Origin of the sequence: Dethiosulfovibrio peptidovorans DSM 11002, from assembly GCF_000172975.1 — a bacterium.
Lineage (GTDB): Bacteria > Synergistota > Synergistia > Synergistales > Dethiosulfovibrionaceae > Dethiosulfovibrio > Dethiosulfovibrio peptidovorans.
Map to the genome: position 1 here is coordinate 2497213 of NZ_ABTR02000001.1, position 26858 is coordinate 2524070.

The window sequence follows — 26858 nt, forward strand, 5'->3', positions numbered from 1 at the left end:
CATCTCCTCTCTTCAAAGGGTTTTGAAATCCGACGTCGTTTCGACCGATGCTCCGTAACGATCGACGTCCAATACGAAAAACCGGGAGTGAACTCCGGCCTCGGCAAAAATCCGGCACATAGGCCTGGCGAGCTTTTCAGGAGACCATCTGGTGAAGGCCACCATGGTAGGGCCGGATCCGCTTATTGCCACGCCGTCGCATCCGGGAATTTCCCTCAAGGTCTCGAGAATTTTTTCCCCTCCGGGAAAAAGCTTCGACCGAAATGGCTGGTGAATACGGTCCCCTACCGCCCATGAGAGATTTTCCCACTTTCCAGTGGCCCAGGAAGCGGCTAAAAGAGCGGAACGGCCCAGGTTGAAAACAGCGTCTTCCATAGGGACATACTTAGGCAAAGCCGCTCTCGCCTGAGAGGTAGGGACCCTCACGTCGGGAACGGCCACCACGGCGGTCATCTCCTCCTCTCCGCAGGGGAGCCTTACGTAGCGCAGGTCTCCATCGAGCCAGCAGCTGACCACGAAACCGCCCAGACAGCAGGGAACCACGTTGTCCGGGTGTCCCTCCAACTCTACCATGAGGGGCAGAAGTTCTTCCTTGGAAAGGGGCTCGTCTCTGAGCTCGTTCGCCACCATAACTCCTCCGACTATGGCGGAGGAGGAGCTTCCCAACCCTCGACAAAACGGGATCGCGTTGAGGCTCAGCAGATCCAGCCCGGGGGGGGCTATTCCCCATCTCCGACAGGTGGCCTCGTAGGCCAGGACGAATCCGTTTTCCTCCGGTTTTTCCGCCTCGCCAGCCCCTTCGCCCAAGACCTCTATTTTGTAGATTCCTCTTTCAAGAAATCCTTTGACCTTGAAAACGTTGTAAAACCCCAGTGCCAAGCCGATGGAGTCGTACCCCGACCCCATGTTGGCGCTGGTGGCTGGGACCCTTACGGATATCATGACCTGAAGATCTCCTCCAGGACGGACCATTGGGCCTTCACCGGCTCGATCGGAGAGATTCTGGATAGAAGGGCGTCCGGATCCTTGAGGCCGTTCCCCGTCAGGACCGTGACTATTCTTATGCCCTCGGGCAACTCGCCCCGTTCCTTCAGTTTCATCAGTCCCGCCACTCCGGCACAGGAAGCGGGCTCGGCGAAGATCCCATCCCTACCGGCCAAGAGCCTCTGGGCTTCTAGTATATCTTCGTCGTCCACCGCGAGAAAGGCTCCCCCGCTGTCGGATACGGCTTTTTTTGCTTTCTCCGCGTTTACCGGACGGCCTATCCTTATGGCGGTCGCCACGGTTTCCGGTTCGGGAAACTCCCGTCCCAATGCCAGAGGGGCCGAACCGGAAGCCTGAACTCCTACCATCCGGGGCAATCCGGAGCAGCGTCCCAAAGAGGAATAGTAATCGAAGCCTTCCCTGTAGGCGGAGATGTTTCCAGCGTTGCCCACAGGCAACACCAACCAGTCGGGCCGATCGCCCAGCTCGTCGCAGATCTCCCAGGAGGCGCTTCTCTGTCCCATAAGCCTATAAGGGTTGACCGAGTTGACTATCGCCATGCCCATCTCCTCCGCCCCTTTTCTTGCAAGGTCAAGAGCGACGTCGAAATTGTCCTCTATAGGTACTACCTTAGCTCCGTAGGCGATGGCCTGGGCGAGCTTGCCCATGGCCACGTTGCCGGAAGGTAGGACCACGAAGCAGGGGATACCTGCCCTGGCGGCGTAGGCAGCGGCGGAGGCGGAGGTGTTGCCTGTGGAGGCACAGACCACAGAACGGGCCCCTTCCTCCAGTGCCTTAGCCACCGCCAGGACCATCCCTCTGTCCTTGAAGGACCCGGTGGGGTTTAAACCGTCGAATTTAGCGTAAAGCTCGACGGAGAGCTCCCTACCGAGATTTATCAGAGGGATAAGCGGGGTGCTACCCTCGCAGAGAGACAGATCGGGAGTTCTGTCCGTTATAGGAAGATGTTCCCCGTATCTCCTTAAAATTCCCTGAGCCATGAAAAAGACCTCCTCTAGATAAAGTAAAACCGGACCCGATCGTCTCAACAGGCCCAATGCCTGGAGACGACCGAGTCCGGCCGCGGTTCCACTCCAGTTCCGGTAAAAACCGGCTCTCTAAAGAAGTACACAACAAGCTCCGAGGTGGTATTCCCGAAAGTCCTTGCCGGGAAGCCTTTCAGCCCACGAGCTTCCCTCTCTGAGACCGGTTTCGATCGGTACTGGCTCTCTTCATCGCTTTATTCCGATTTGATTGATAAAGTACTTTACAGCAGCGACATAACTATGTCAAGGACGGGACGCTCGACTTTATGGATCCAAAGAGACGGAGTAAATTAGGGGGTTTTCCCTATATCGACATAAAGGGGGCCGATGCTATTATGTAGTCGTCCGCAAGAAGCGGACGTTTTGTGGAACCCTCCAAAATCCACCACCCCAGGCGATGGGATCCCCCCCATCGCCACTTTTTTATCCTCTCAATCCTCGGAAATCCTCGTCTTTTCCAAACCTCCGGACCTTAGAGTATCCAAGGTGCCATAATGGGTCATGTCCATGTGTATCGGGGTTATGGAGACGTAGCCGTGAGCCACCGCCCATACGTCGCTGCCCTCCACCAGATCGTCCTCCGGCTTACCGGCCACCCAATAGTAGGTGCGTCCGAAGGGATCCTGTAGTTTGGTGACCTTATCGGCGTAAACCCTGACTCCCTTATGGGTAACCTTCAATCCCTTCATCATGGTCAGAGGCAGGTTCGGTACGTTTACGTTCAGAACTATATCGTCCGTCATGGGGTTGTGGGAAAGCCAATCGACCAGACGGACCACTACCGCCGCGGCAGCATCGTAATGGAGCTCTTCGTCTCCTCTAGAACAGTTCAGCGACACTGCCACCGATGGGTACCCCATGATGGATCCCTCCATCGCGGCTGAGACCGTACCGGAATAGGTTATGTCGTCTCCCAGGTTGGGACCGTTGTTTATCCCGGATATGACTATGTCCGTGCCGGAGGATATCTCGTCCACCCCCAGTACCACGCAGTCCGAGGGGGTTCCGTCGCAGGCGTGGACGTCTAGATCATGGGGGTAAAGATCGCTGACCACAGACCAGACCCTTAATGGTCTGGTCAGGGTTATGGCATGACCTACGGAACTTCTCTCTCTATCGGGAGCCACCACTGTCGCAAGGTGACCTCCGGCTTTAAGGGCCTTGGCCAGAGCCGCTATTCCAGGAGCGTACACTCCGTCATCGTTGGTAACGAATAATCTCATAGATTCACCTCAAGCCAGTATAAGTCTCAGAAAAAGGTACATGACCGGGCGCATTATTGCCCCGACCACCCCGACTGCGATCAAAAGCAACAACACTATCATTCCGTACCTCTCAAGGTAGAACCAGCCCTTCATCCAGGATCGGGGAATAAGAGGGTAAATCAATTTCGATCCGTCCAGAGGGGGGATGGGGATGAGGTTGAACACCGCAAGCCCTACGTTTACGTAGACCATCAGTATCATGACCCTTCCGAGAGCCGGGCTGGCCATGAAGGGACCGGGAAAGAAACGCAGTATCAGACCTACGACCAAAGCGGTGAAGATGTTCCCCGCCACCCCTGCCACCGAGACCAACACCATGTCCCTCCTTGGCTTGCCGAAGTAACGTGGGTCGATGGGAACAGGCTTGGCCCATCCGAAATGGAACAACAGCAACATTATGGCCCCTATGACGTCGAAGTGGGCCAAGGGGTTCAACGTAAGTCTGCCGGCGTCTCTGGCGGTGGGGTCTCCCAGCTGATAGGCCACCCAACCATGGCAGAATTCGTGAAAGGATATGGCCCAGAGCACGGCAGGCAGGGTCAGAAGTATATCGGCGATTTGTCCAGACATATGGTTATCTCCCTTCCATCTCTACTTCTCTTTTAAAATTTCGAGTTACCCAGGCGATTTCATCGTCTCTGGTGTCGACAGCTCCGTCCAGCCTGGCCAGAAGCAGCGAGTCCAGGATTTTCCCAACGCGAGGTCCTTCCGAATATCCCATGGCCAATATGTCGCTTCCAGACAACATGGGCTTCACCTTGATCAGCCTGGTCAGATACAGCAGTATCCTTCTCCTGAAACGCCAACGGGCGGTGGAAAGAGCCCAGTAAAGGGCGACCACCGGAGAGACGTCCCTCAGAAAGGTCACTATTTCCGAGTTTTTTCTGGGAGATCGACCTCCTATAGCTTCCTCCGCCCCTCCCAATCCGTCTATACTCATCCGAAGAAGAAATCTCTCCCTGGCACCCAGGTTCAATCTATCGGCGACCCTGGGCCACAGGTCGTCTGGTCCCTCTTGGAGCAAGGCGGCCAGAGGGGCTATCCATAGGTCGTCTCCCAGAGGGATCAACTCCTTGGCCATTCTGCCTCTCGCTACGGAGAGGCGACGCAGAGTTCTGGCTACCCTGTTGCCCAGGTGTATTCCCGGAAAGAGGGGCTCCCAGAGTCCCAGTTCGGCCATTCTCTTGACTATGGGCCACGGTCTGGGCTCCTTCAATGATATCTCCAGCTCCGATCTCAAACGAAACCCGGAGAGTCCGCCGAACAAGCCGCCTCTCACACAGTTTTTCATCGTTCTCAGAGCATTATCGTCCAGGTCAAAACCGAGCCTCTGCTCGAGTCTGACTCCTCTGAAGATCCTGGTCGGGTCCTCAACGAAGCTGAGGTTGTGCAGGGTTCTCAACTTACGGGACAGGATATCCCGCCTTCCGCCAAAGTAATCTATCAGGGTTCCCCAGGTCTCCCCTCCGATGGAGAGAGCCATGGCATTGACCGTGAAATCCCTCCTGTAGAGATCGTGTTTCAGTGAGTCGCTGGAGACGGTCGGCTGAGCCGTGGGGAATTCGTAAAACTCCCTCCTGGCAGTGGCGACGTCCACCTTTCTTCCGTCCGGAAAGGCAATCGTGCCGGTTTTGAAGCGACCATGAAGCGATACGTCGGCACCGTCTCTCTCCCAGGATTTTATGAAGCCGGTGGCGTCGCCTTCCACCACAACGTCAAGATCCGTGACGGGTCGATCGAGCAGTAGATCTCTCACGACACCTCCTACGACGTAGGCGGCCATTCCCATCTCGTGGGCCCTGCGGCCTATCGTTTTAAGCAGTTCTCTGTCGGAGCAGGAAAGCCCCTTGTCCAACAGACGTTCCATCGGCTCGGTCCAAGGGTAATCCGGGGCTATCTGCCTTTCCTCCATGGGCATAGATGCGGGATAGAGAGCCCTCAGAAGGTCGGTTCTGGTGACTATTCCTATCAGATCTCCGTTACGCACCACCGGCAGTCTGCCGATGTTGTGGGTTATCATGGATCGATGGGCTTCCTCTATGGAAGCCTGCGAGGAAACGGTTATGACCCCTTCCGTCATGAACTCTTCCACCATGGCCTCTCCGTATCCGTGCAGCTGGGCCTTGTCCAGGTCCTTTCTGGTTATAAGACCTATCAGATCTCCACGCCTGGTAACGGGAAGAGCGGAGTGACCGTAGCGAAGCATTATCCTGTAGGCGTCGTTCACAGAGCTGTCCTCGTCCACCGCCATGACGGGGCTGGTCATTATTCCCGACACGGTCATAACCGGGGTTATAAGCTCCTCCACCTGGTTTTCGAGAGACAGGAGAATCCTCTGAGGGCTCCTGTCGCTTACCGTAGCGGACGCGGCCTGGGGATGGCCTCCTCCTCCCAGAGGTTTAAGCAGAGATGATACATCGAGAACGTTCTGTCTGCTTCTGCCGACGACATAGGTACGCCCCTCCATCCTCACGGCGGACAGAACTACGTCGGCGCTGAAAAAATCACGAAGACGGTGGACGAAAAGGGACAGTCCCTCGACATAGCTATCGACCGCCGCCATGGTGAAGACAACCCTGGCACCGGCTATGTACCTCTCCCAGGCGTTCTCCACCAGCTTATCCATCATCCTGCGTTCCGATGCGGAAAGGCCCATCTCAATGGCGGAGGGGATGAGGGTGAAATCCGCGCCGTATTCCCTCATGCGGCACATCATCTCGTAGTCCCGTTTGGTGGTTCCGCCGAATATGAGCCCCCCGGTATCCTCGTATATGCCAAGGGCGAAAAGGGTGGCCTCGTGGGGAGTCGGAGCTATTCCCCTGCGGAGCACCTCCTCGAGTATGAGGGTGACCGCCGCCCCCACAGGCTCTATCACCTTTTTGGATGCGTCTATTTCGTCGGAACAGGGCGGATGGTGATCGTACACGTGGACGTCCACGTCCGTACGTCCCACCAGAGGGGCTAGGACGCCCAACCTCCGGATGGATCTGGTATCAACGACTATAAGCTGGGTTACCTCGTCCATCCTGATTTTTCTTGGAGTCAGGACGGTCCATCGGTCTCGATGTCTTTTCAGGAAATCCCTGACGTTTCGTTCAGCCGATCCGGAAAAACACGGAACGCCGTCGGGATAGAGTTTCCCGGCGGCGATCATGCTGGCGAGTGAGTCGAAGTCGCTGCCGACGTGACTGGTGATAACCTTCAAAGACAGGCCTCGCAGAGAGCCTCTCTGAAAGACAGGCTGGCCCTTAGGACATCGGCTACGGCGAGAGGAGTCGGCTCCTTCTTTATGATCTCCGAAGCCACTCGGGATATCTTCGGCACCAGAGGTGCCAAGGTGTAGAACTGAATCTCCCAGTTATCCGTGAGAAACTGGTCGTATCTGGAATAGGCCGTCTCCAGGGAGACCAGGTTGGCCTGGTAGGCCAGTTTTTTGCCGAGGATGCCCGATATAAGCTGTCTGGCCTGTTTTTTGAAGGCGCATTGGATCTTGACCGTGCATATAGACGACATCCGAAGCATCTTCTCGCCGTGGGACTTCAGGATCTCCTTCAGTTCATCCAGGGATCCGTTGTTACTGATCACCAGATCCGCCATGGATTTTTTCTCCTCAGAGGAGGTGAGGAACCTCTCTCTCCTGTCCAACTCGTCTCCGTTCAGGCCTCTCAAGGAGTTTCTCGCAACCCTGTTTTCCGGAGACGCCGTCACGTAAAGAGTCATATCGCACCAATAGGGAACGTCGGACTCGAAAAGCAATGGGATCTCAACCACCACCCAGCCCCGTTCCGCCGAAAGCCCGGAGGCCATCTCTCTGCGGACCATGGGATGGATGAGTTGGCAAAGCCAACGATATTCCTTCTCTTCTCCGAAAAAACGCTCCGCAACTGCGGAGGGGGAGATTTTTCCGTCTTCGTTCAAGACGGAGTCGCCCCATCTGTCTCGGGCCGCGTCCACAAGCTCCCTTTGGTTCCAAAGCCTACGGACTATTTGATCCGCGTCTATGACCCTGGCACCCATGTTGCCCAAGATGGAGGCCACAGTGGACTTACCGGCGCCGATATCCCCGGTAATTCCCAAAACGAACATGATTAGGTCCCTCCCCTGCTCTGCTCTCTACGACCCGGTAGTTCTCGGGTATCTCCCATATGAATCGGGAAACGTCGTTATTCATCACGGAACCGAAAAGACGCCTAAACCGAGACGAGGTCAGATACAGCCTCTCTTCGGCTCTGGTCATTCCAACGTAACAAAGCCTTCGTTCCTCCTCCAGTTCGTCTCTTCCTCCGTCCAGGGATCTTCCGTGAGGAAAGATTCCATCCTCCATGCCAACAATGAATACCACTGGAAATTCCAGTCCCTTGGCGGCGTGGAGAGAGGACAGGCTGATACCATCAGGTATGTCGTCTACCTCTTGGTCGGTATAAAGAGCGATCTCAGCCAGGACGTCCTCAAGGCTCTCGGACCCGGGAGATATGGAGGTAAGTTCCATGACGTTTTCCCTGCGTTCCTCGAATTGATCGGGGTACCCCTTCTCCAGATAGGATCCGTAACCTATAACGTCCATTATATACTCAACGGCACGGTTCAAATCGGAGCCTATGTCTATCAGCGATATCATATGCCGGGCCAGATCCCTTATGCCCTTATCGCCCTTTCCCCTGAGACCGCAACCTCCGTCCGCTATGCGACACCAGGTCGTCCTGGCTTCGGAGGCGTGGGTCGAGAGATAGGATTCCACCGACTCCAATCCCTTTGCACCCAGTCCTCTCGGGGGGACGTTGGCCACCCTCGCCAAAGCACTGGCGTCTCTGGGGTTCACTGCTAGACGAAGGTAGGAGATGGCGTCTTTTATCTCTTTTCTGTCGTAGAAAGCGGTGCCCTTGACGACTCTGTAAGGGAGTCCTCTTTTTACGAACTCCTGTTCGAAGTTTCTGCTAAGGGCGTTCATCCGGTAAAGCACCGCCATATCGGTATAACGGTATCCAAGGGACAGTAGCTCCTCGACCACGTCGGAAACGTAACGGGCCTCGGCACGCTCGTCCCCCAAGGTCACAACGTTTATAGGCTCTCCTCCGGAACGGGCTGTCCAGAGCCTCTTTTCCGGGCGGTTTACGTTGTTGCCTATCACGGAGTTGGCTGCGTCCAGTATGGTCTCGGTCGATCTGTAGTTCTGCTCCAGAAGGATCACCTTCGAGCCGGGAAAATGCCGTTCGAATCCAAGGATAACCGACATATCCGCCCCTCTCCATCCGTAGATCGACTGATCCGGGTCCCCTACAGCCATTACGTTAGGAGAGTCTCCGGCCAGAAGGCGAAGGAGAGCAAACTGGGGACGGTTCACGTCCTGGTATTCGTCCACCAGTATCCAGTCCAATCTATCCCTCTCTTTTTTCAGTATATCCCGATCGGTGGACATGAGATGAAGCGGCATGACGATGAGGTCGTCGAAATCGAAGGCTCCCTGTTCCTTCAGAGATTTGGTGTAGAGGCTGTAGAGCTCCGCCATATCCCCTTCCAGAATAGCTCCGTCCATGCTAACCGGATCCGAGCCGGTCTTGGCCTTGGATATACATTCCAGGACCCAGGACGGTTCCATCTGAGAGGTGTCCAACTTCATGGCCTTCATGGATTTTTTCACCAGGGAAAGCGAGTCGCCTCTGTCGAAGACCACGAAGTTTCGCCTGTATCCCCGAGCCTCCAAGGCGTCTCTGTTTCTGAAGAGCATCTGAAGCCCGAAGGAGTGAAAGGTGGAGATCTGACCGTAGGGGTATCCGCCGTCCAGCATGGCGTCTACCCTGTCCTTCATCTCACGGGCGGCCTTGTTGGTGAAGGTAACGGCCAGGATCCGCCAGGGGGGAACCGACCGCTCCGCCACCAGCCAGGCCAGCTTGCTAGTCAGGACCCTGGTCTTGCCGCTTCCGGCTCCGGCCAAGACGAGAAGGGGGGTCCCCTCGTAGGAGACCGCCTCCCTCTGTCGAGGATTAAGACTCTCTAGGACAGGAGAGTCCTTCGTCATCCGTTCCTTTTCTCCTCTAGCCAGCCCCGGAGGATCCGGGACCATTCCTCCAGTCCCTCTCCCTTGACACAGGACATATCCAAACGCTTCGCCTTCGGGTTCAGCTTACCCACGTCCCCCCAATAGAGATCCAGGTCGAAAGGCACGTAGGGAAGCAGGTCCGTCTTGGTGAGGACCACGGCGGAAGCCTCGGTGAAAAGCAGAGGGTACTTGAGGGGTTTGTCTGGTCCCTCCGGCACGGAGGAGATAGCAACCTTGTGATCCTCTCCTATGTCGAACTCGGCGGGACACACCAGGTTACCCACGTTCTCGACGAAAATTATGTCCAGTTCGTCCAAAGGCAACTTATCTATGGTGGAGTCCACCCAGTTTGCCTCAAGATGACAACCTCCGTCGGTGTTTATCTGGATCGAGGGGACACCTGTGGCCTCGATCCTCTTGGCATCCCTGTCGGTGGCGACGTCGCCCTCTATTACTGCCGCTCTGAGGCCGTCCTTGCCCAGGGTTTTCTCCAGAAGGGTGGTCTTGCCGGAACCGGGAGAACCTATGAGATTGACCATGAGGATTCCCTTCTCCCTCAGACGATCCTTGATCTTCTGAGCGTAGCTGAGGTCCGCCGCCATAACCGCCTGTTGAACTTCTACTTTTTTCGTAGTCATCGTTCCTGCACCTCCAGGGATTCCAGTTCTAGTTCCATTCCTTGATCCATATCCACGTTCGTCCCTCCACAGAAAGGACAGAGATACCCAAGTTCCTCCTCACCCCAGTGGGCTCCGCAGCCCCGGCAGGAAAATTTTATGGGCACCGAGATTATAGCAAGTTCCGCCCCCTCCATGGGAGTTCCTTTCACCGATACGTCGAAAGCGAACTTCATGACGTCCGGTATTACCTGACGCATGGCTCCCACCCTGAGGGTCACCGATTTGACCGAGGACCATCCGTTTTCGTCCACCATCTTTTCTAGGCTTTCCAAAATAGCGCTGACCAGGGACATCTCGTGCAAGCGATCACCTCCGCTGAAGCAGATAAAACCATCGCAATTTAAAAAGGGGCCCCTAGGGCCCCTCCGGTAAGGTTCAAATCTAGTCCGTAGGTTCCAACAGGCCGTATCCGCCGGACTTTCTCTTGTAGACTACGTTCATGGAACCGCTCTCGACATTGGAAAAAATGAAGAACGAATGTCCCAAAAGATCCATTTGCATACAGGCCTCCTCTGCGCTCATGGGCCTGAGGGGGAACTTCTTGACCTTAACGATCTTCTCGTCCTTTTCCTCCACCGCCGGCTTCGACATATCCGCCAGAATCTCGTCTATGTTGAACGACACGTCGTGAGTCTTAAGCTGAACTCTATCGACAAGATACTTCTTATGCCTGCGTATGCGCCTCTCAAGATTCTTGAGGGCTATATCGAAGGCCTTTCTCAGATCCGAATCCCTCTCCTCTCCCCTCATGATGACGCCGTTGACGTTGGAGGTCACCTCGACGGTGTGAATACCCCGACTGAGATTGAGGACGATCTGGTTATCAAGGATCTTGGGGAAGAATTTCTCCAGTTTGGAGAGCTTCCTCTCCATGTATTCCTTCAGTTCGTCCGCCAGTTCCACGTTGCGAGTAACAAAACGAATGTCCATTCTATTTCCTCCCTTCCTCCAACAGGTGCGCCTATCTACGCAATCGTATTTTAACACCTGTCCTCACATCTCTGCAACCGATGGAGGTTTATATAAAGTATAAACGACTTTCGTCAAAAGAACGAGACCGCTGTAGCTTTTCCTCGTTTTTTTTGTTTAAATGGCTGTACGCGATTATGGAACGACAAATAATCTAAGGAGATGAGCGGAATGGTTCTTTCTGAAAGGGCACGAACGCTTGAACCTTCGGCCACACTGGCCGTGGTTGCCAAGGCCAAGGCGATGAAGAGGGAGGGTAAGCCCGTAATTTCCTTCGGTGCCGGAGAGCCGGACTTCAACTCGCCCGAGTCCGCCCTCAAGTACGCAGTAGAGGCGATGGAAAAAGGTTACACCCACTATACTCCAGGAACGGGAATACCGGAGCTCAAGGAGGCCGTGTGTTCCTACTACTCCAGGAGGTTCGGTCTGGAGTACGCCCCGGGAGACGTGGTCGTAGGAGCGGGAGCCAAGATACTTCTCTACGAGGCCCTCAGCTGTCTGGTCGACCCAGGAGACGAGGTCATAGTGTTTGCTCCCGCCTGGGTCAGCTACGTGGAACAGATCCGCCTATGCGGGGGTAAAGAAATCATAGTGGACACTTCCGAGACCAGCTCCATACCGGACCTGAACGAGGTAAAACGAGTGATATCGGACAAGACGAAATGTATGATGATAAATTCGCCTAACAACCCCACCGGCGCCGTCTACGACGAGGAGACCCTTAAGGGATTGGCCTCCATCGCTGTGGAAAAAGACATAGTCATAATATACGACGAAATATACGAACAGCTGGTCTACGGCGATGCCGCTCACCATCAGATAGTTGCACTGGCTCCGGAGGTCCGGGATCATACGATAATCATAAACGGGGTCAGCAAGGCCTACGCCATGACGGGATGGAGAATAGGCTACGCCCTGGGACCGTCCGAACTGATGGCCAAGGTGGGAGCGGTGCAGGGACACCTCACGTCCAACCCCTGCTCCATAGCTCAGTACGCCGCCCTCGGAGCCCTGAAGGAAGCCGACGACGATATCGTAAAAATGCACGGTCACTTTTCCGATAGAAGAGACCTCATCCTCAAGCTCCTCGGAGATGTACCTCTGATCGAGTTCGTAGAGCCTCAGGGAGCTTTTTACGTTCTGGTCAACGTTAAAAAAGCCCTGGGCAAAAGCAGCGACGGAGAGAAACTGACCGACGACGTCCACTTCTGCCAGAAATTGCTGGACAAGTCATATGTGGCGATGGTTCCGGGCAGCGCCTTCTTTGCGCCGGGCCACATAAGGGTGTCCTACTCCAACTCGACGGAGGAGATCGTCGAGGGAATTAAACGACTCAAGGAGTTCATAGAGAAGCTGAGTTAAACGATATTATGTACCATCAACGGGGTCCTTCGATAAGGACCCCGTTTACTTTACCTATATCCAGTTCATATGGCTTGCCAATATCTCCAGACCTATGAGACAGAGACAAAGGCCTCCCAACATCTCCGCTCTGTGTCCAGTGGCGCTTCCCAGGCGGCACCCGGCCATCGCTCCGAAGACGGAAAGAAGGTAGGTTATAACCCCGGCAACTAGGGCCAAAGGCATGACGGAGTCCCCTAAAGTGGCTGTGGAAAAACCGACCGCCATGGCGTCGATGGAGGTAGCCACGGCCAATCCCAGCAGGACCCTGGTCTTGGCCGTGTCCAGACCAGAGCAGTCTTTGTCTGGCTTGATAGACTCGAATATCATGTTCCCTCCGACAAACCAGAGAAGACCGGCGGCTATCCAATGATCCCAGGCCGACACGAAGGACACGGCGGTGGCTCCCAAGACCCCGCCCAACAGGGGCATGGCAAACTGAAAAAAACCGAAGATAGAGGCCATCCGGAGGATCTGCCTTACCGGCATGCCGCACCGACAGGCCCCGGCACCTAAAGAGACCGAAAAAGCGTCCATCGCCAGAGCGGACGCCGTAGCTACGACCACATCCATCTCGGCCATCCACCGTTACCGTTCAATTAACGGACCAGACGAGCTTCACCGCCTCGCCGAGATTTTCCCCCCGTTCTATAGGCCCGTAGACCCTGAGGGATTTTTTGGGAGGGATACCGACGTCGAACACGGCTACTCCGAGATCTTCCCCCCCAGCTCCCTGAAAGACTACCTTTGCCTTCAGGGGCTGAAAGAGCTCGCCGTCGTTTTTCACAGTCAGATATAGACGTTTCCACTTTATATGAGGCTTGCTCCAGGACAGGTTGAAATAACCGTCTACCTTACCCGAACCTGGCAAGGCCGCCCAGGCCGTCCCTATCGAAGCTAAAGCCAGCAATATAGCCGAAAAGAGCGCAAGATACTTTTTCATCGAACTCCCCCTATAGACGATATCAATTCACCGGATTTCTCGGTTCCTTTCCTTCCAGCACGTCCAGCATGTTGGACGCGGCCATTGTAGCCATGGCATCCCTTGCCTCCCTGGTGGCGCTGCCTATGTGGGGCAACATTACCACGTTTTCAAGCGACAGGAGGGGGTCCTCCAACGATATCGGCTCTTCGTCGTAGACGTCTAAACCGGCGGCACCGATGACCCCGTCTCTGAGGGACTCGTAGAGCGACGTCTGGTCCACCACAGGGCCTCTGGATGTGTTTACCAGAACCGCATCCGGCTTCATCCTCTCCAGCTCTTTCTTCCCGATAAGCCCTCTCGTACGATCGTTCAGAGGGCAATGGAGGCTCAGGTAGTCACTTTTTTCCAGGATCTCTTCAAATGAGACCCATCTGGGGCCGTCGCCCTGATCCGTCGCAGGACCTCCCGAAGGGGTGTGATAGATTACCTTCATGCCGAATCCGGATGCCCTTCGAGCCACGGCCTTCCCTATTCGGCCAAACCCTATCAAACCCAGGGTCTTGCCGAATATCTCCCGCCCCAACAACATGGTGGGATGCCAACAGGTCCATTTTCCGGAACGAAGATATCTCTCCGCCTCGGTGAACCTGCGGGACGCCGCCACGAGCAACCCGAAGGCTATGTCGGCGGTGGCCTCCGTCAGAACTCCAGGAGTGTTCGTTATCTTCACCCCTCTCGAAGTGGCCTCCTCCACGTCGACGTTGTTGTAGCCTACCGCGTAGTTGCTGACCACCTTAACATTCGGGGCGTTGTCGAAGAACTCCGAGTCCACCTTTTCGGTCAACATGGTTATAACTCCGTCCACGTCGGATATCTCCTTCAAAAGCAGATCCCTCGGAACCGGTCCGTCTCCATCCCAACACCGATATTCTACTTTTCCATTCAATAAATTTAAACCGGCCTCCGGAATTTTATGGCACACATAGACTTTATTCATGGTATTCCTCCTTTTCAACAGAGCCTCTCAAAGGTATCATAAGACGATTCGGAGAGAAAGCATTTAAAATCCTGATCCCCTATGACAGGGTATCTCGTTGAAATGCTTTCAAACCAGGTCTATACTTACATTATATTCTTTAAGTAAAGACATCTTCATTATTTCAGGAGGGATCATCGTGGCAAGTTGGCTAGAAAGGCAGTTTAAACTGAAAGAAGTCGGGAGCGACGTAAAGACGGAGGTAATGGCCGGTATCACCACCTTCATGACCATGGGATACATAATTTTCGTCAACCCGGATATATTGTCCAAGACGGGGATGCCCTTCGGTCCTCTCATGGTAGCGACCTGTCTCGCCAGCGCTCTGGCGACTTTACTCATGGCGTTAATGGCCAACTACCCCATAGCTCTCTCGTCCGGCATGGGACTCAACGCCTTCTTCGCCTTTTCCGTAGTTCTGGGCATGAACATCCCCTGGGAAGTGGCCTTAGCGGCTATCTTCGTGGAAGGACTTCTATTCATAGTCCTTACACTGACCAAGGTACGAGAGGCTATAGTCAACAGTATACCTAAATCCCTCAAGATCGGCATCTCCACCGGGATAGGCTTTTTCATAGCACTCATAGGTCTGGAGGGATCGGGAATCGTCGTAGACAACCCCGCCACCCTGGTAGGTCTAGGCAATCTGGCCTCCAAGCCGGTTATACTTACGATAATAGGCTTCGTCATAATGATGGCCCTGGAAGCCCACAGAGTCAAGGGAGCCATTCTGTGGGGGATACTGGCCGTAACTGCCATAGCTGTGCCGATGGGAGTGGCTTCCATGCCGGAAGGGGTAGTCTCCATGCCTCCCTCCATCGCTCCGATCTTCATGAAGATGGATTTCTCCCAGCTGGCGAACGGAACTTTTTGGATCATAGTCTTTACGTTCTTCTTCGTGGACTTTTTCGACACGGTCGGCACTCTGGTCGGGGTCACCAACAGGGCCGGACTTCTCGACGACAAGGGCAACCTGCCCAGGGCCAGAAGCGCTCTGATGGCGGACGCCATTGGGACAACCTGCGGAGCGGTTCTCGGCACATCGACTATAACGTCCTTCGTTGAAAGCGCCAGTGGAGTCGAACAGGGGGGCAGGACCGGGCTCACCGCTCTTGTGACGTCGATACTCTTCCTTCTGGCCATTTTCTTCAGCCCCATTGTGTCCATCGTTCCAGCCTGTGCGACCGCTCCTGCTCTGATCATGGTCGGAGTCTACATGATGATGAGCCTCAAGGACCTGGACTTCGGCAGCTACACCGACGTCATTCCGGCAGCTATAGCTATATTCATCATGCCTTTCACCTACAGCATAGCCAACGGAATAGAGTTCGGCATCCTCACTTTCGTGATCCTCAAGTTTGCGGCCTGTAAGAAAAACGAGATAAGCCCCGTCATGTGGGGACTTTTCGTCATATTTATTCTCAAGGAGATATTCGTGTAAAACTCACAGCACGACAAGGAGGGGGCAGGGCTTTCGCTTCAGAGAGCCCTGCCCCTCTCTATAGTGAGTGAGATGAAACAGAAAGGGGAGTTATTTTACATGAACGTGAAATCCATGCTGGCTCAGGCCAGAGGCGAAAAGACGGCGAACCTGGTTATATCCAACGTCACGGTTCCTAATCTGTTCAGTTTCGAGCTGGAGGTAACCGACGTAGCCGTTTCGGGCGACCTCATAGTCGGTGTAGGAGAGGGATACAGTGGAGCGAGGACCGTGGACGGGACCGGCAAGTATCTGGTCCCAGGGTTCATAGACGGACATTGCCACATAGAGAGCACCATGTTGACCCCAGAGGGATTCGCCGAGTTGGTCCTTCCTAGAGGGACGACTGCGGTATTCGCCGATCCCCACGAGATAGCCAACACGTCCGGAATGGCCGGCCTGGAGTATATGCACAGGGCGTCCAGGTCCCTTCCTATGGACGTATTCCTGAACGCTCCATCCTGCGTTCCGGCCTCCCCCTTCGAGACCCCCTTCGACAGACTGGACTCTATGGCTCTGGATCGGATGTTTCGAAAAGGTTGGTGCACCGCCTTAGGCGAGGTGATGAACTATCCGGGCGTTCTGGAAGGCGATCCCGATCTATGGGGCAAGATACTCGTATCGGGAGATCAGGTTAAGACCGGACACGCTCCGGGCCTCACAGGAAAGGACCTGTGCGCCTATCTCCTGAGCCGGTGCGATTCGGATCATGAATCCTACGAGCTAAACGAGGCGATGGAAAAGCTTCGCAGAGGCATGTGGGTGATGATAAGAGAGGGAGCGAGCGAACACAACCTGGAGGATCTGGCCCCGATGATACTCCAGGACGAGAGACGGGGATGTCGAACCATGATGGTGAGCGACGATCTCAACGTCCCCCACATCTTAAGCAGAGGCCACATGGATGAAAAACTCCGTATGGCTCAGAAACTCGGGATATCCTTCCTGACCGCTCTCAGGATGGTGACTCTGTCCGCCGCGGACTATTTCGGACTGAAGGACAGAGGTGCCATTGCGCCGGGCTACAGGGCCGATATGGTCCTCATCGACTCCATGGAAAACTGCAGAGCCGAGATGGTCTGGAAGGACGGTGAGTTGGTGGCGGAAAACGGGTCCCTGTCCAGCTATCCTCTTGTCAGAGAGGGTCACTATCCATCGCCGTCCAAGACGACCGAACTTCCCGATTCGGAAGGACTGAAGGTAAAATTCCAAGGCGGGGATATAAGGGTAATAGGCATAAAACCGGGACAGGTGGTGACGGAACACCTCGTAATGTCCCCGAAGATAAAGGACGACCTGGTTATATCCGACGTCGAGAAGGACGTCGTAAAGATGGCGGTGGTCGACAGAAACACCGACAGCGGCAGGGTCGGCATAGGCTTCGTTCACGGAATAGGCTTAACCGGAGGTGCCATGGCATCTTCGGTGGCCCATGACGCCCATAATTTCGGTGTCATAGGGACGAACGACGACGACATGGTGTCGGCTCTCCGGGAGCTGAGACGCTTAGGCGGTGGATTCGTTTCCGTGTTGGACGGGGAAGTCCTGTCCTCCCTACCACTGCCGGTCGGAGGGCTTATGAGCCAGGGAAGCCCCGAAGAGGTCATGGAACAGTACGAGAGGATGGAGATATCGGTCGAAAAACTGGGCTGTTCCCTGGAGCATCCTTTTATGGTCATGGCCTTTCTGTCTCTATCGGTGATACCGACGCTCAAGTTGACCGATCAGGGATACGTCGATCTGGGTGCAGGAGGGCTGCTGGATCTCTTCGTATGAAAACGTAAAAAAGCGGAGGAGAAAGGGATCCCTTTCTCCTCCGCTTTAGAAAAGACTAGAACTTGGTGAGGATCTCCTCTTCCTTGTCCTTCATGACCTTGTCGATCTCCTGTATGTACCCATCGGTTATCTTCTGGATCTGATCAAGGAAGTCGTGGTACTGGTCCTCGCCTATCTCCGATTCGTTCAGCTTTTTCTTGTAGAAATCGTTACAGTCCCGGCGCAGGTTTCTTACCGCTATCCTGGCCTCCTCGGAGAGCTTATGGACCATCTTGGTAAGCTCTTTGCGTCTGTCTCCCGTGAGCTCCGGCAGATTCAGCCTTATAACCTGTCCGTCGTTCTGAGGGGTTACACCGAGATCGGAGGCCAAAATGGCCTTCTCCAAATCCTTGAGTACGGTCTTGTCGAAGGGAGTTATCAGAAGAGATCTCCCCTCCGGGACGCTTATGGTGGCAAGCTGCTTCAGCGGCGTGGACGCTCCGTAGTAGTCCACCTTGATGTCGCTTACCAAACCCGGATGAGCCCGCCCCGTCCTGATTCCTACGAACTCCCCTTTCAGGAAGTCCACCGCCTTTCTCATTTTTTCTTCAAGATCGAATTTCGTTACATCGCTCATGGAAACACTCTCCTTTTCGGTGGCGCTGATCTGTGATCCGGCTATTCCCCCGAAACTATCGTACCAATCTTCTTCCCTTGGATCAAGAAGTCGGCTAATCTACCGTCCTCCAGGACGTTCATGACCACTATGGGGATCTTATTTTCCATACACAGGGAGAAGGCGGCGGCATCCATGACCTCTATTCTTTGCCTTAAAGCATCCATATAGGTCAAGGAGGAGTAGAGGACCGCATCGGAGTTCTTCATGGGATCTTTGTCGTATATGCCGTCGACCTTGGTGGCCTTCACAAGACACTGGGCACCTATCTCGGCGGCCCGGAGAGCCGCTGCCGTGTCGGTTGAAAAATAGGGAGAGCCTGTTCCGGCGGAGAAGATAAGAACTCGCCCCTTGTCCATATGTCTGAGAGCCCTTCTTCGAATATAGGGCTCGGCTATCTCCTGCATCTGGATGGCCGTCTGAACCCGGGTGGGGATGCCCTGTTTTTCCAGTACGTCCTGAAGAGCCAGGGAGTTTATAACAGTGCCCAGCATTCCCATGTAATCGGCCTGGGACCTCTCTATGCCCTCGTCAACGGCCTGTTTACCTCTGAAGAAATTGCCTCCCCCTACGACCAGTCCGACCTCGACTCCGGCTCTCGAGATCTCCACGATCTGATGGGATATGCTCCTGATGGCGTCGAAGTCCAATCCGAAACCGAGCTTGCCGGCCAACACCTCTCCGGAAAGCTTCAACAATATTCTCTTGTATTTAAACTCTGCCACTGACGAATCCCCCCGTGTTTTTCCAAAAAAAAGGGGCCAGGATAAGGAATCCCTGAGCCCCTCTATCGTTGATCTAACTACTCTCCGATCGAGAATCTGGCAAAACGACGGACCACCATGTTCTCTCCAAGCTTGGCGACCGCCTCTATTACGAGATCCTTGATCTTTTTGTCGCCGTCCCTGATCCAAGGCTGCTCCATAAGACACACGGTCTCATAATACTTGCGGACCCTGCCCTCGGCGATCTTGTCCAGGATATTCTCCGGTTTGCCCTCCTGAAGGGCCTGCTGGCGGTAAACCTCTATCTCGCGATTGAGCTCCTCCGAGGGAACTTCCTCAGGAGAAACGTAGATCGGAGCGGCAGCGGCCACGTGCATGGCTATCTCGTGTCCCAACTCCTGGAACTCGTCGGTTTTGGCCACGAAATCGGTCTCGCAGTCGAGCTCGAGAAGGACACCGATCTTGCCGGTGGTGTGGATGTAGGAGAACACCCTTCCCTCTTTGGCCGCACGGCTGGCCTTCTTGGCCGCCTTAGCCAACCCTTTTTCCCTCAGGTAGTCGACGGCCTTTTCTACGTTGCCTTCGCACTCGGCAAGGGCATTTTTGCAGTCCATCATGCCACAACCGGTACGTTCTCTAAGACTCTTGACGTCAGATGCGCTGATTGCCATGGTCAGATCCTCCCTTATTCCTTTAAAAAGAAGACAGCTCTATCAACGGCCGTCCTGATATTAGTCTTCACCCTCGGCGGTATCTTCTCCGTATGCCTCGGTGAGCTTCTCCTTGACCTCGATGATGTCTTTATCGTTGACATCGTCGGAATCGTCGGATCCGTTGGCTCCGTCCACTCCCTGACGTCCCTCTATTACGGCACTTGCCATGAGCCCGGAGATGAGCTTGATGGCCCTTATGGCGTCGTCGTTTCCGGGGATAGGATAGTCTATGACCTCGGGATCGCAATTCGTATCTACTATGGAGATGACCGGTATGCCGATCTTCCTGGCCTCTTTGACTGCAATATCCTCACGACGAGGATCGATGATAAAGATAGCATCGGGAAGAACCTTCATATTCTTTATGCCAAGAAGATATTTCTCAAGCTTGGCCTTCTGCTTTTTGAGCAGGACTACCTCTTTTTTGGTAAGATCGTCCCAGGAACCGTCGGACTCCATGCGATCCAGTTCGACCATTTTGAGAACCCTTTTACGGATGGTCTGGAAGTTGGTGAGCAAACCACCGAGCCAACGCTGGTTGATGTAGTGCTGACCACAGCGAATGGCCTCTTCTCTGATGGTATCCTGCGCCTGGCGCTTGGTCCCTACGAAAAGGACACTGCCGCCTTCCTTGGAGACCTCTCTCAGAAAAGAATAGGACTTCTCAAGTCCCCTGACGGTCTTCTGAAGGTCGATGATGTAGACGCCGTTTCTCTCTGTGAAGATAAACGGCTTCATCTTGGGGTTCCAGCGGCGGGTCTGGTGACCGAAATGGACACCGCACTCGAGAAGCTGCTTCATGCTGACTACGGACATGGTGTTTCCTCCTTAATGAATGTGGTTTTTATCCTCCACCGGGCTACGAGAACGGGAACCGAAAAGGCACCACCCCGACCTCCGACCCGATGTGTGGAATGCGGTCCATACAAACATGGGCCATCGGCCATTATAGCATAGTCGGACTTGACCATCAAGAAGCTTCATATTACCATAACCGAGGTTTTTTGAATCGTGAGAGGCTCGGATAGAGTATCCTCAAAAAAGGGAAGGGGTAGCATAGTGACACAGTCTTTGATAGAACAACTGGACGATCTCTCGCCGGAGAGAAAAGCCATGCTCAATCGCCTTCGAAGGGTCGAGGGACAGCTCAGAGGAATTCAGAGGATGATAATAGAGGAAAAGGATTGTTGCGACGTTCTCCTACAGCTTTCCGCAGCAAGAAAGGCACTCCAGAACGCCTGTCTGGAGATACTCAAGAACTACATTTCCATCTGCATGACCGACGATTTATCCGAAAACGACGTCGACGTGAAGAGACTCCAGAAACTTATCGAGGCGCTGGTGGACATAGCGCCGATAAAATAGAGAAAGCTCCCTACAGGAGACCCAGGTGGCCGTGGCACCCAAGGGACACCGCTTACCGCTGCTTCCTTCCGGACCTGACGGGGTTCACGGGCTCTCGCCGCACGGGACTGGGCCCCCTGTAGGGAGCTTTTCGATGACGGAGGTCATTGTATCAGAACTGGGTAAATCATACAACTCGACAAAACAACAGAGCCGCTAAAATCCAAAGGGACATGAGAGGCAGCAGTGTTCCAAGATACCAACCCAGGAGCTTTAACACCGTTTTTTTCGGAAAAAGCCCGGACCAAAAGGCCAGATTCTGTCTCCCTATCCTGGACAGACTTCCCAAAGAGTTTCCCACGAGAAGGGCCAAAACGGCCTCCGACGAGGAAATATGGCCCACGGAGACGGCTGCTCCTGCGGTGGCCAAGGCGGCGGAGTTATGGGCCATTCCCGCCAAGGCCACGGACCAGGCCACAGGAGACATGGACAGCCCCCTGCCCCATTCTCTGAACATCGGCTCCAAAAAGGGCATCCCCCAGAAAGCCAGGGCGAAAAAAAACCAGCCCCACGGCAATGTCCTGCATAGCATTACCCAAAGAGAGGGAACCTTCCCGCTGCCTTGCCAGTTGACCTCTTCCAGGTCGACCGACCGACCGTGTCTCAACACAAGTACAAGAAAAAAACAGAATCGGACGGCGCTTCTGAGCAAAAGAGACAAAGCGTATATTCCACCGGCGAGACCGGCCAATCCTATGGACATCCCCAGGGTGGAAGTAGACCAACGTCTCAGATATCCCGGGAAAGATATGAGCTGGACTCCCCATACCAGATCTCTTTCCTCAAGCCTTCCCTGCTCCGCCGCCGAGGCCAGCATTCCGGCCGCTACCCTTGACGACCCTAGGCTCAAGGCCAGAGCCGTCACTATATCCGGGTGGATTCCCCATCTCGCGATTTTCGGTCCTATACGGGCCAAAAGTCTGTCAGAGACCCCGAAGCGCACCAGGATCCACCCGAAGAACAGACCTATCAGTACGTTCACCGTCAAAATGGCTTCCCCTCTTATGAAGTCACCCCATAGTCCCCAATCCATCACAGCCTAAAGATCCTCGGGAAAGAAGAAATCCGTCAATTGTCTAACGGTGGATTCCATCCTGTAGACCGACGGACGGCTCAGGTCTCTCTCGTCTATAAAGAGGATCCTCTTTCCCCTCAATATCTCTATCCAGGGCCTTTCGTACACGGATTTTTCCGTCACGTCGTTCATGGCACCCTGCTGAACTATGTAGACATCCAAGGTCGGAGTTATACCTATCAATCGCTCCATTCCGTAAGGGGCCAAGGGGCTTCCCTCTCTCAAGGGAGAAGCATCGGACGCTCCGTTTACCCCTCCGGCCAATTCGATAATTCCGGCGGCCCAACTGTCAGGAGAACAGGTCCTTATGCCTTTTTCGCCGGTCTCCAAAAAGAAAACCGGTTTTTTACTGCCTGCCCTGCGGATCTCCGCCATTATGGAAAGTCGCTCGATGGAACGGGCCAGAAGATCCACCTGGACATCGCCTCTATCGCCGAGGAGCTCTCCTATGGTCCTGACGTAATCGAACAGAGACGTCCATACCGGAGGATCCAGGTTCACCACGGGGATACCGGTCCGCCTAAGGACGTCGAGTGCTCGACCGTGGGTGCCCTCCAGCATGGGCCTCGATATGATCAGGTCGGGGTTCAGCGCTATGATCGACTCGGGATCGAAGTTACGAGGCAACCTGGGTATTCCTGGAAAAAGCTCTCCATCGTCGCTTTGAGACACCGCTACCAGACGATCCCCATAGCCCATGGCCAGCAGCGTCTCGCTATGTCCGGCATAGAGAGAGATCACCTTCGTGGCGGGACCGGAGAGACATAAAGAGTTCCCCAGGTCGTCGTGAACGACTATCTTCCCCTGGGCAAAGGCAGCTCCTGCGAAGAACAGATAGAAAGCGATCAATCCAGCTCGAAAAACCAAAGAGACCTCCCCCTTTCTCCGTCGTATCTACGAAAATCGACTCCGTAGACCTGAGACAGCCTCTCCCGAGAGAGGATGTCCTCCGGATTCCCGTATCTCACCAGACTACCTTCGTCCATAAGCCAGACCTTATCGGCGAACATGGCCGCCAGATTGACGTCGTGAACCGTGACGATAACGGCATGACCCCGGTTCGCCATCTCCCTGAGAGACGAGAAGAGAGAGGAAACGTGACCTGGGTCCAGAGCGGAGGAAGGCTCGTCCATCAGCATAACCGGACTATCCTGAACGATAGCTCTCGCTATGGCCACCCTCTGTCTTTCCCCTCCGGAAAGCTCCGTAACCGGTCGATCCCATAGATCCGACAGGTCCATGGCGATTGCCGCTCTACGGACGCTTCTCAGTGTCGAGTTTTTTCTCGGCTCGTCCCTGCCGTGAGGTAGGCGCCCCATAGCCAAGACCTCGGTCACGGAAAAGGGATAGTTCATGGAGGGAATCTGATCGACCACGGCGAAGAGAGCGGCCCTCGACCTTCGGCCCATGCTTTCCAGGTCGACGCCGTTCAGCCTGATCGAACCGTCGTAGTCTATCAACCCCGCTATAGCCTTCAATAGAGTGCTTTTTCCGCTTCCGTTAGGACCTATCAAAACGGTTATCTCTCCGCCCTTGGCCTCGGCCGAGATGGAGGTCACTCCATCACCGCTTGGATACAGAGCAGAGACATCATCCAGAACCAGTGAAGTCATCCCCTTCCCCTCTCTCTTATAAGGATCCAGCAGAAAAAAGGACCTCCTACCAGAGAGGTCAGGACACCGACCGGCAGCTCTCCCAGCTCCCGGACGATTCCATCCGCTCCAGAAAGAAGAAGAGCCCCGGTCAACATCGACAGGGGAAGAAGAACTCTGTGAGAGGCGCCTATGGAGATTCTTACGAGATGAGGAACGACGAGACCGACGAAACCGATAACCCCGAAAAAGGAGACCACGGAGGCGGCAGAGAAAGCCGCGGCAACCGCCAACAAAGGCCTCAGCACCCTCTCGTCGACTCCCAGCACGGCTCCGTTGTTTCCTCCCAGAGAAAGCGCGTCCAGATCGGAGGAGAAGAACAAAGACGAAGAGACGATCAAGACGCCGAACCAGACCCAAAAGACGCTTCCCCAGGAGGCACCGGAGAACCCTCCCATGAGCCAGAAGACTATCCCGGCCACCTTATCTCCGGCCAGGGCTTTCGCTAAGGTCACCCCGGCAGAGAGAGAGGACCCCACCACTATCCCGGCCAGGACGGTGTGTCCCGTGGATCCGCCGGAACGCCAGGAGATGGCCATGACCAAAGCTAGGGCTATGAGGGCTCCGGCAAAGGACGAGATCGTAACGACCCAGCCTGACAATATCGCTAAAGACGCCCCGAAAGCCGCGCCTGAGGCTATTCCTAGAGTGTAGGGTTCAGCCAGAGGGTTGGCGAGAAGGGCTTGCAGTACGACTCCCGATACAGCTAGAGAGGCCCCGGCCCCCATGGAGGCCATTATCCTGGGAAGCCTCACCACCCTGACGATTATATGGGCCTGGTCGTTCGATCCCCACCCCAGAAGGGCCCCTGCCACATCCGAAAGCGACAGGTCGACGTCCCCCGAGGTTATACGCCAAAAGAACAAAGCGATCAAAGCGACAGAGAGAAGGGATCCACACAGTAAAGCCCTCTTCCTATCCTGCCTTATACGATCGGTAATCCTCAAGACGGTCCCTCCCCTTACCAATAGATAAAAAACAGGCGTCCGAAACCTGAAACAGGCTTCGGACGCAGAGACTAAAATCGATCCAAGGTGCCCTTAAAAGCCATCTCCGGCAGCGGCCCTGTACTTCCGGACCAGCATGGCAGCGATCTCGTCGTATTCGCCCAGACCTTTCAGGACGGAGGATACTCGATACCCGTCACCTTTGATCACGGTGACCCAAGAATCATCCTCTGGACCGGCCATATCGTTGGTGGCATGGTCTCCGGCGACTATCATGAAGGGAGCTAAGGTCGCCTTACGAGCTCCCTTAGCCTTCAGACGAAGCAGGACGTCGTCCAGAGCGGGAGCCCCCTCGACGGTTCCCACGATAAAACCGGGGAGCGACGACTCCAGAACCGTCTGGAGATGGCCGTATGCGGCGTTAGCGAAATCGGGGGTACCGTGTCCCATCAGAACCACTACGCTGTCCTCGTCGACTTTATCGCCGTAGGTTCTGTCGAGGAAACCGGCCATAGCCTCGAAGTCTTCCTCATGATACAGCAAAGGTTCGCTCAGCACCAGACGATCGAAACCGTACTTTCCCCTGACCGACTGGAAGGCTCTGACGATCTCCTCCAGGTCTCCATACTCCTCCCCAGGGATGATGTGAGTGGAGACCACCACGACGTCGGTGAATCCCTCGTCCCTCATCTTGGACAGGGCGATCATAGGGCTATCGATCATCTTGCTCTCCTCTTTAGCCAATTTACGCCTGATTATGTTGGACGTATAGGCCAGTCGAATCTCCTTGTCGGGACAGGCCGATTTGAGGGTCGCAAAAAGGTTATCTATCGCCCTCTGACCGGACGGAACGGTCGTTCCGAAAGATACCATCAACACGCCTTTCTTGCTCACCGAATCATCTCCCCACGCGACACCAGCGACAAAGATCGCAGAAAACAACAGTAAAAACGACACCAACTTTTTCAAAAAACACATCACCTTTCCCGGTATATTATGACCAAAGAGGCCCCGAAGCGAAATCGCCACGGGGCCTCCCTAAACACCATGTGAAATCCGCCCGCGCAGAGACACATCGTCATCTCGAGAACAGCATTCTGGCTCGTTCGAAATTCGAACTTACAGTGGCGGGGCCGCTCCGGAGTCTAACCGGATTCCCTTATCTAGAGATGTCGGATATTCTATTTTCTCGATCAAGTATAGCACAAAAGATGAAACTACAATACGTCAGGGGCGGTCCATGCCCTCGAAGATGCCCTCTTCGCTCTCGACGATGACGTTTTTGCCCGGCAGGACCTCTCTATAAAACTCCAACCTTTTCATGAAGGGATAAAGACCCTTGACGGCACGATTGGCTTCGCTTAACAGCTTCTGAGCCTTCATGTCGCCCTCTCCCTTGATCTGCTCGGCCTCTTTCATGGCAGAGGCCAATACCTCCACCCTGTTTCTGTCCGCTGCTGAGCGCAGCTTCATGGCCTCGGCCTTTCCCTCCGACCTCAACTGAGCGGACATTCTGTTTCTCTCCGCCTCCATCGAGCGATAGACAGCCTCCTCGTTTTCCTGCGGGAGAAATAGTCTCTTGAACTCCACGGTCCTTATGGTGACACCGTATTTCTCGCTCTCCTCCGCCGCGATCTTGAGAGCCTGAGCCTCCGCTTCCTCCCTCTTGAGGTAGAGGATCTCGTCGAAGGTAACCTGCCCTGCGACAGCTCTGACGGCAGCATATACAGAATCGTCCAGCCTCTGTTGGACGGCGGATATGGTTCGGACCCTCTTTCTGAAGGTAGCCGGATCGGTTATCTGGAAGACCGCGATGGAATCGAATATGAGATTTTTTTTATCGGCCATCACCACCGAAACTGGATGGGCGTCGTACTCTATAAGCCTTTTAGTATACTTTACCACCGTGTCGAAGACAGGGACCTTGAAGGCTATTCCGGGCTCTCGCCTGGTCGAGACGATCTCTCCCAGTCTGAGTATCACGACCTGCTCGTCCTGACGGACCACATAAAAGGACCCGTAAAGGACCAGTATAAGAAATAGTATCACCCCAACAATAGAGACTGTTTTGAGCTGTTTAGTCATCCC

27 protein-coding genes, 1 other RNA gene and 1 riboswitch are annotated in these 26858 nt (G+C 54.7%); of the genes, 4 read left to right on the forward strand and 24 right to left on the reverse strand.

The window, feature by feature from the left end; all coding sequences use genetic code 11:
* Positions 1-12: 12 nt before the first annotated feature.
* The 10 genes from thrB to hpf form a co-directional block, all read right to left on the reverse strand.
* Positions 13-942, reverse strand: a complete 930-nt coding sequence (gene thrB / locus DPEP_RS12055; protein ID WP_005662455.1) for a homoserine kinase — start codon at positions 940-942, stop codon at positions 13-15.
* Entirely contained in the window at positions 939-1985 is a 1047-nt protein-coding gene (gene thrC, locus DPEP_RS12060) for a threonine synthase (RefSeq protein WP_005662457.1), read from the reverse strand. Before thrC ends, thrB begins: the two co-directional genes overlap by 4 nt.
* A gap of 476 nt (positions 1986-2461) precedes the next feature.
* Positions 2462-3253: a 5'/3'-nucleotidase SurE gene (gene surE, locus DPEP_RS12065; RefSeq protein WP_005662459.1), complete on the reverse strand. Its 792-nt coding sequence runs from the start codon at positions 3251-3253 to the stop codon at positions 2462-2464.
* A 9-nt stretch (positions 3254-3262) separates the two neighbouring features.
* Positions 3263-3865 (reverse strand): site-2 protease family protein, encoded by a 603-nt coding sequence (locus DPEP_RS12070; protein WP_005662461.1) that lies wholly within the window; start codon positions 3863-3865, stop codon positions 3263-3265.
* Between the two features lie 4 nt (positions 3866-3869).
* Positions 3870-6500, reverse strand: a complete 2631-nt coding sequence (locus DPEP_RS12075; protein ID WP_005662464.1) for a CBS domain-containing protein — start codon at positions 6498-6500, stop codon at positions 3870-3872.
* A complete protein-coding gene (gene coaE / locus DPEP_RS12930) occupies positions 6497-7381 on the reverse strand; it encodes a dephospho-CoA kinase (protein WP_005662466.1) in 885 nt (294 codons plus the stop codon). Before coaE ends, DPEP_RS12075 begins: the two co-directional genes overlap by 4 nt.
* Positions 7341-9311 carry an ATP-dependent helicase gene (locus tag DPEP_RS12085; RefSeq protein ID WP_156775129.1) on the reverse strand — a complete coding sequence of 657 codons (1971 nt, stop codon included), beginning with the start codon at positions 9309-9311 and terminating at the stop codon, positions 7341-7343. The genes coaE and DPEP_RS12085 overlap by 41 nt, the downstream gene beginning before the upstream one ends.
* Complete coding sequence (hypB, locus tag DPEP_RS12090; RefSeq protein ID WP_005662470.1) at positions 9308-9970, reverse strand: hydrogenase nickel incorporation protein HypB; 663 nt, start codon at positions 9968-9970, stop codon at positions 9308-9310. The genes DPEP_RS12085 and hypB overlap by 4 nt, the downstream gene beginning before the upstream one ends.
* Complete coding sequence (locus DPEP_RS12095; protein WP_241760518.1) at positions 9967-10305, reverse strand: hydrogenase maturation nickel metallochaperone HypA/HybF; 339 nt, start codon at positions 10303-10305, stop codon at positions 9967-9969. Before DPEP_RS12095 ends, hypB begins: the two co-directional genes overlap by 4 nt.
* 88 nt (positions 10306-10393) lie before the next feature.
* Complete coding sequence (hpf, locus tag DPEP_RS12100; protein WP_005662474.1) at positions 10394-10942, reverse strand: ribosome hibernation-promoting factor, HPF/YfiA family; 549 nt, start codon at positions 10940-10942, stop codon at positions 10394-10396.
* A 210-nt stretch (positions 10943-11152) separates the two neighbouring features.
* On the opposite strand from hpf, the gene DPEP_RS12105 reads away from it, so the two are divergent.
* Positions 11153-12343: a pyridoxal phosphate-dependent aminotransferase gene (locus DPEP_RS12105; protein ID WP_005662476.1), complete on the forward strand. Its 1191-nt coding sequence runs from the start codon at positions 11153-11155 to the stop codon at positions 12341-12343.
* Positions 12344-12397: 54 nt separating this feature from the next.
* On the opposite strand, the gene DPEP_RS12110 is transcribed toward DPEP_RS12105, so the two are convergent.
* From DPEP_RS12110 to DPEP_RS12120, 3 genes are read right to left on the reverse strand one after another with little or no spacing between them, the layout of a single operon-like run.
* The gene (locus DPEP_RS12110) at positions 12398-12964 is read right to left on the reverse strand and encodes a manganese efflux pump MntP (RefSeq protein WP_050771336.1); all 567 of its coding nucleotides are present in this window, start codon (positions 12962-12964) and stop codon (positions 12398-12400) included.
* Positions 12965-12977: 13 nt separating this feature from the next.
* Positions 12978-13325 (reverse strand): hypothetical protein, encoded by a 348-nt coding sequence (locus DPEP_RS12115; protein WP_005662480.1) that lies wholly within the window; start codon positions 13323-13325, stop codon positions 12978-12980.
* 22 nt (positions 13326-13347) lie between these two features.
* The gene (locus DPEP_RS12120) at positions 13348-14304 is read right to left on the reverse strand and encodes a 2-hydroxyacid dehydrogenase (RefSeq protein WP_005662482.1); all 957 of its coding nucleotides are present in this window, start codon (positions 14302-14304) and stop codon (positions 13348-13350) included.
* 178 nt (positions 14305-14482) lie between these two features.
* Here DPEP_RS12120 and DPEP_RS12125 point away from each other — a divergent pair, with 178 nt between their 5' ends.
* Both DPEP_RS12125 and ade read left to right on the forward strand, forming a co-directional pair.
* Entirely contained in the window at positions 14483-15784 is a 1302-nt protein-coding gene (locus DPEP_RS12125; RefSeq protein WP_005662483.1) for an NCS2 family permease, read from the forward strand.
* A 99-nt stretch (positions 15785-15883) separates the two neighbouring features.
* Complete coding sequence (gene ade / locus DPEP_RS12130) at positions 15884-17599, forward strand: adenine deaminase (protein WP_005662485.1); 1716 nt, start codon at positions 15884-15886, stop codon at positions 17597-17599.
* A 55-nt stretch (positions 17600-17654) separates the two neighbouring features.
* Here ade and frr read toward each other — a convergent pair whose 3' ends face one another.
* The 4 genes from frr to rpsB form a co-directional block, all read right to left on the reverse strand.
* The gene (frr, locus tag DPEP_RS12135; RefSeq protein WP_005662487.1) at positions 17655-18215 is read right to left on the reverse strand and encodes a ribosome recycling factor; all 561 of its coding nucleotides are present in this window, start codon (positions 18213-18215) and stop codon (positions 17655-17657) included.
* 41 nt (positions 18216-18256) lie between these two features.
* Entirely contained in the window at positions 18257-18979 is a 723-nt protein-coding gene (pyrH, locus tag DPEP_RS12140) for a UMP kinase (protein WP_005662488.1), read from the reverse strand.
* A 77-nt stretch (positions 18980-19056) separates the two neighbouring features.
* Positions 19057-19650 carry a translation elongation factor Ts gene (tsf, locus tag DPEP_RS12145; protein ID WP_005662490.1) on the reverse strand — a complete coding sequence of 198 codons (594 nt, stop codon included), beginning with the start codon at positions 19648-19650 and terminating at the stop codon, positions 19057-19059.
* A 60-nt stretch (positions 19651-19710) separates the two neighbouring features.
* On the reverse strand, positions 19711-20508 hold the full coding sequence (gene rpsB, locus DPEP_RS12150; protein ID WP_005662491.1) for a 30S ribosomal protein S2: 798 nt from the start codon (positions 20506-20508) through the stop codon (positions 19711-19713).
* Between the two features lie 255 nt (positions 20509-20763).
* Between rpsB and DPEP_RS12155 the strand changes: the two genes are divergently transcribed.
* A complete protein-coding gene (locus tag DPEP_RS12155) occupies positions 20764-21057 on the forward strand; it encodes a metal-sensitive transcriptional regulator (protein WP_338033397.1) in 294 nt (97 codons plus the stop codon).
* Between the two features lie 15 nt (positions 21058-21072).
* On the opposite strand, the gene ffs is transcribed toward DPEP_RS12155, so the two are convergent.
* The 7 genes from ffs to hflC form a co-directional block, all read right to left on the reverse strand.
* Positions 21073-21171: signal recognition particle sRNA small type (gene ffs / locus DPEP_RS13140), an RNA gene on the reverse strand.
* Positions 21172-21223: 52 nt separating this feature from the next.
* Positions 21224-22129 (reverse strand): hypothetical protein, encoded by a 906-nt coding sequence (locus DPEP_RS12160; RefSeq protein ID WP_005662495.1) that lies wholly within the window; start codon positions 22127-22129, stop codon positions 21224-21226.
* A gap of 6 nt (positions 22130-22135) precedes the next feature.
* Complete coding sequence (locus tag DPEP_RS12165) at positions 22136-23038, reverse strand: ABC transporter substrate-binding protein (protein WP_005662496.1); 903 nt, start codon at positions 23036-23038, stop codon at positions 22136-22138.
* Positions 23017-23784, reverse strand: coding sequence for an ABC transporter ATP-binding protein (locus DPEP_RS12170; protein WP_005662498.1), 768 nt, complete (start codon positions 23782-23784; stop codon positions 23017-23019). Before DPEP_RS12170 ends, DPEP_RS12165 begins: the two co-directional genes overlap by 22 nt.
* Positions 23781-24770, reverse strand: a complete 990-nt coding sequence (locus tag DPEP_RS12175) for a FecCD family ABC transporter permease (RefSeq protein WP_005662500.1) — start codon at positions 24768-24770, stop codon at positions 23781-23783. Before DPEP_RS12175 ends, DPEP_RS12170 begins: the two co-directional genes overlap by 4 nt.
* A 93-nt stretch (positions 24771-24863) precedes the next feature.
* A complete protein-coding gene (locus DPEP_RS12180; protein ID WP_050771338.1) occupies positions 24864-25664 on the reverse strand; it encodes a sirohydrochlorin cobaltochelatase in 801 nt (266 codons plus the stop codon).
* Between the two features lie 177 nt (positions 25665-25841).
* Positions 25842-25974: riboswitch (cobalamin riboswitch) on the reverse strand.
* Positions 25975-25997: 23 nt separating this feature from the next.
* The gene (gene hflC / locus DPEP_RS12185; RefSeq protein WP_005662503.1) at positions 25998-26855 is read right to left on the reverse strand and encodes a protease modulator HflC; all 858 of its coding nucleotides are present in this window, start codon (positions 26853-26855) and stop codon (positions 25998-26000) included.
* Positions 26856-26858 lie beyond the last annotated feature (3 nt).